Raw genomic sequence first — 3,600 nt, forward strand, 5'->3', positions numbered from 1 at the left:
GGTCTGCCGGATCCTGGCAGGTTCTGGTATTAACATTGACGGAATACCGATCAGCTTCTTACAAAAGCCGATTCCACGTGAAGCTGTATCGCTGTTGATCCACCGCGCACCGCACCACACCCTCACTCCACCTCAGCCAGCAACAACCCGTCACGCGCCGCCACGATGTGATCCTGGCCCAGTGAGGGCAGCACCGCGGGCTGGGCGGGCGTCATCGCCTCGGCGTTGGCCGGTGGCGGCGGGATCACCGGCAGGGTCGGGCTCGGCGGCGCGGGATCGGCCGTCGCGGTGCCGGCACTGAGCGCCGCGGCGGCCAGGGCGGCCACGGCCGCGCACCGTGCGCGGTGTCGAGAGGTCATCAGCCCCGCGCTCCTTCCGGTCGGGCGGGCGTCGCTGCTGATCGTGCCACGTCGCTCACCCTAGTGCGCGGCGATGTCCCCGACCGGGGCCCGGCTGGGTGACGACCGTGCCTCTCGAGGAGACCCCCACCCCCGAGGCGGTGCTGGAGCTGTGGTCGCACTCGGTCGGCCCGACCCTTGACGCCGCGGTGGAGCGCATCGTCTCCGGGCAGCCCGGCTGGCCGCAGCCCACCGGCGAGGTCGACATCCTGCCCGTCTTCTCCCCCGCGCACGGCGAGCTGGACTGGGACCAGACGACCCGCACGCTGATGTGCCGCTGGACCGCGTGCACGGTAGGCGGGGTGGCGGTGACCGTGCCGCTGGAGGGCACCCGGCACACGCTGCGCGGGCTGCGCGTCGTGGAGGACGCGGTCACCACCGAGCTGCCGGGCACGGTGCTGTCCTCGCTGGGCCGTGATCACATCGTGGCGGCGCGTGACGGGTTGTTGCTGGCTGAGGTGGAGTGAGGGTGCGGTGCGAGGCGCGGTGCCGGAGCTGCTGGCGTCGTGGCGCTCAGCTCTGCGCCCACACCTGGCCGCAGCTGCGACAGATGCGCACCACCACCGCGTCGGGATGATCGGCCATCGGCGGTGGGAAGGATGTGGGCTTGTCGTCGCTGAACCATCCGGCGATGCGATCCGTCCATGACTCCTGCGGCGCCGGCTTCGGGGCGAACGGACGCTTCGGCGCCCTGAGGAAGTGCGTATCCCACCACCCGCAGGCCGGACAGGGGCAGACAGCGGCGAACTCCCCAGAGGGCGTGTTGACCGCGAAGCGCGACTTCTTGTTTTTCGGGACTTTGTTTTTGCGGACACTGTTTTTGCGGACACTGTTTTTGCGGACACTGTTTTTCAGGACAGCGTCGCGGGGAACGGGCGTCACCGATGGCGGTAACTTCGCCGCGGGGACGACGCGGCGGCGCGGTCGGGCGACACGAGTGCCGAAGAGCAGGTCTGCGAGGCTGCGTCGCGGCTCGAGACGGCGTTGCGATCGCTGCTTTCGGGCGGCCTCATCGGCGGGTCGGGGCCGCCGACGCCTTTGCTGGTCGCCGACGTCACTGATCGCTGCCGCCCCCGCAGCGCCAATGACGATGCCGACGATCAGGATGACCAGCACGGCGATGACCAACAGTTTCAGCATCAGGACCCCCCACCGCTTCGCGGACGAACCTACCCGCGCTGACCGACAGGAGTTGTCGGTCCCGCCCGGACAATGAGGGCATGGGGGAAATCAAGCATCGTCTGCGCATCATCGAAGGCCGTCCGTGGAAGCAGGCGCTGCTGGCGACCGTGCGCCTGGGGCTCACCGGCGGCCTGATCATCACGGGACTGCTCACCGCGCCGGCGGCGCTGGCGACACCCGGCCAATGCTGGAACAGTCCCTTCGGCGGCTTCTGTGACGAGCTGCCCGATGCCGACGGCAGCTTCCGGCACTGCTAGTACACCGGGTTCGGTTCGTCGTCCTACCGCAACTGCTACCAGGCGTGCCTGGACGCGGGCGGGCGGCTCTATCCCACCGACTACGACTTCGACACGCCCTGCTGAGGCGCCGCGCTACTCGCGCTCGGCGTCGCTGTCGTAGTCCCCGTCGCCGGCGATGTCGGCCAGGTACTCACCGGACGCCTCGGCGACGGCGTCGCGGTGACGCTGATCGCGGTCGCGGCGCTGCTGATCGATCGACTTGCCCCACTTGCTGGGTCTGCTCCAGCTCGGCATGGTCCTCCCCGTCCTCGGTGACACCAGACTAGTGGCGCGCACCGACACCCCGGGCAATCCGCACCGGCGACCACGGGCCCGACAGCGGCCCCCCGCCCACCTGATACCCGCTGCGCGGGGTCGGGCTGAACGGGTCGGTGAACGCCCGCAGCCGGGCCAGCTCATTCGCGGCGGCGAGGGCGGCGATCGAGCCGCTCCGGGTCTCGCGGAACACCCGGTCTCCGGCTTTGCGGGCGGCGGCCTCGATCGGGTCACCGTCGGTGTCGATCACGGCGGTCACCCGCGCGAGGTAGGCATCCCAGCGGGCGGGGTGGATGTTGGCCGCAGCCGAGAAACCCATAAAGCCGCCGGTGGCCAGCACGGCCACCGAGCTCGCCGGGCCGCTGGCGCTCACCCGCAGATCGCGCGGCACGTCGATGCCGTCCACACCGCGCAGCACCCCCACCGTCTGGCGGGCCAGCTCGTTGGCGTCCTCGCGGCGGCCCACGACGAAGTCACCGGGCTCCTCACTCCACGCCAGATTCCCCACGCTGAAGCGCAGCGCGCCGGAGTCGACGCAGCGAAACTCCACCAGCGGCGGTGACACGCTCGTGGCGCGCGAGACGGTGAGCACATCGCGCGGATGCAGCATGCCCGCAAGGTAGGCGGCGAGGAAGGTCTGGAAGGACCGCCACTGGTCCTCAACACTGAACTGGGTCATCGGATCATCACTCCCGGGTGTTCCGGGCCCCGGCGACGGGGCGCTCTTACCCGCACCGGTGTGGTGCGGGCCGCTTCGTCATCCGAGCCACCCACGAGCGTGGGGTTGGCGCACCATCAAGTCGGAGCTTGGCGACGGTGTCTCGTGAAGCTGACCCCACCCTACCTGCGGCGGTGTGTATTCGGATGTGCCGATGTCGCGTGCAGCAAACGGCAACTGCTAAAACTGCGGCTTTCCCGGGTGGAGGGGCGGACAACACCGTGACAGGTCTCAAGTGGGGGCGGCGGGTCGCCGCGGCGACGTTCCTGGCGGGCTGCGCCTTCGCCGCCCCGGCACCAGCGGGCTGGGCCGACTCCCCGCAGGCGACGCCCGGCACCGAATCCGCCGGCGCCGCCAGTGCGGCGGCAAGCCGCTCTGCCCCCGCCCGCAGCACCGAGCGCCGCGCGCGCACCGCGGCGGTGACCCCGACCGCCAACCGCGACACCACCGCCGCCGCCACACCCGCCGTCAAACCCGCCGCCACACCCGCCGTGCTGGGCGCCCCGTTCGCCTCAGCGCCGGCCGCCCCCGCCGCAGCGCCGCGGATCACCCGCCGGCCCCTGCAGGACATGACCGCGCCCCTGATCGGCATACTCACCCCGTACTCCGACTGGCTGGCGGACTACCCGCGCACCCCCGCGCCGCCGATGCTGCAGGGTGCTCTGGATCTGCTGCGCCGCTCGCTGGGTCCCGCGGTGGGCCCCCAGCAGCGCTCCAACCCCGAGTGGCGCAAGCCCACCGCCCTCAA

The 3,600-nt window shown here is 71.0% G+C and carries 6 protein-coding genes, 1 pseudogene and 1 riboswitch; of the genes and pseudogenes, 3 read left to right on the forward strand and 4 right to left on the reverse strand.

Annotated features, from left to right (window positions below; genetic code table 11):
• Positions 1 to 122 precede the first annotated feature (122 nt).
• Entirely contained in the window at positions 123 to 359 is a 237-nt protein-coding gene (locus tag ACKOB8_RS04415; protein ID WP_526376007.1) for a hypothetical protein, read from the reverse strand.
• Between the two features lie 98 nt (positions 360 to 457).
• On the opposite strand from ACKOB8_RS04415, the gene ACKOB8_RS04420 reads away from it, so the two are divergent.
• Positions 458 to 865 (forward strand): hypothetical protein, encoded by a 408-nt coding sequence (locus ACKOB8_RS04420; RefSeq protein WP_526376008.1) that lies wholly within the window; start codon positions 458 to 460, stop codon positions 863 to 865.
• Between the two features lie 46 nt (positions 866 to 911).
• On the opposite strand, the gene ACKOB8_RS04425 is transcribed toward ACKOB8_RS04420, so the two are convergent.
• Positions 912 to 1,538 carry a hypothetical protein gene (locus ACKOB8_RS04425; RefSeq protein WP_526376009.1) on the reverse strand — a complete coding sequence of 209 codons (627 nt, stop codon included), beginning with the start codon at positions 1,536 to 1,538 and terminating at the stop codon, positions 912 to 914.
• A gap of 80 nt (positions 1,539 to 1,618) precedes the next feature.
• On the opposite strand from ACKOB8_RS04425, the gene ACKOB8_RS04430 reads away from it, so the two are divergent.
• The gene (locus ACKOB8_RS04430; RefSeq protein ID WP_526376010.1) at positions 1,619 to 1,837 is read left to right on the forward strand and encodes a hypothetical protein; all 219 of its coding nucleotides are present in this window, start codon (positions 1,619 to 1,621) and stop codon (positions 1,835 to 1,837) included.
• A gap of 114 nt (positions 1,838 to 1,951) precedes the next feature.
• Here ACKOB8_RS04430 and ACKOB8_RS04435 read toward each other — a convergent pair whose 3' ends face one another.
• Positions 1,952 to 2,113 (reverse strand): hypothetical protein, encoded by a 162-nt coding sequence (locus ACKOB8_RS04435; protein ID WP_526376011.1) that lies wholly within the window; start codon positions 2,111 to 2,113, stop codon positions 1,952 to 1,954.
• A 28-nt stretch (positions 2,114 to 2,141) separates the two neighbouring features.
• The gene (locus tag ACKOB8_RS04440; RefSeq protein ID WP_526376012.1) at positions 2,142 to 2,813 is read right to left on the reverse strand and encodes a TY-Chap domain-containing protein; all 672 of its coding nucleotides are present in this window, start codon (positions 2,811 to 2,813) and stop codon (positions 2,142 to 2,144) included.
• 37 nt (positions 2,814 to 2,850) lie between these two features.
• Positions 2,851 to 2,963: riboswitch (SAM riboswitch) on the reverse strand.
• Between the two features lie 110 nt (positions 2,964 to 3,073).
• Here ACKOB8_RS04440 and ACKOB8_RS04445 point away from each other — a divergent pair.
• Positions 3,074 to 3,600 (forward strand): annotated as a pseudogene (locus ACKOB8_RS04445) (hypothetical protein); the annotation flags it as partial.

It is taken from the genome of Mycobacterium sp. (assembly GCF_046091765.1).
Lineage (GTDB): Bacteria > Actinomycetota > Actinomycetes > Mycobacteriales > Mycobacteriaceae > Mycobacterium.

What these genes read in the sequence shown, in the direction of transcription:
- ACKOB8_RS04415 (WP_526376007.1), bottom strand. Translation starts at nt 359, where the DNA reads ATGACCTCTCGACACCGCGCACGGTGCGCGGCCGTGGCCGCCCTGGCC.
- ACKOB8_RS04425 (WP_526376009.1), bottom strand. Translation starts at nt 1,538, where the DNA reads ATGCTGAAACTGTTGGTCATCGCCGTGCTGGTCATCCTGATCGTCGGC.
- ACKOB8_RS04430 (WP_526376010.1), top strand. Translation starts at nt 1,619, where the DNA reads ATGGGGGAAATCAAGCATCGTCTGCGCATCATCGAAGGCCGTCCGTGG.
- ACKOB8_RS04435 (WP_526376011.1), bottom strand. Translation starts at nt 2,113, where the DNA reads ATGCCGAGCTGGAGCAGACCCAGCAAGTGGGGCAAGTCGATCGATCAG.
- ACKOB8_RS04440 (WP_526376012.1), bottom strand. Translation starts at nt 2,813, where the DNA reads ATGACCCAGTTCAGTGTTGAGGACCAGTGGCGGTCCTTCCAGACCTTC.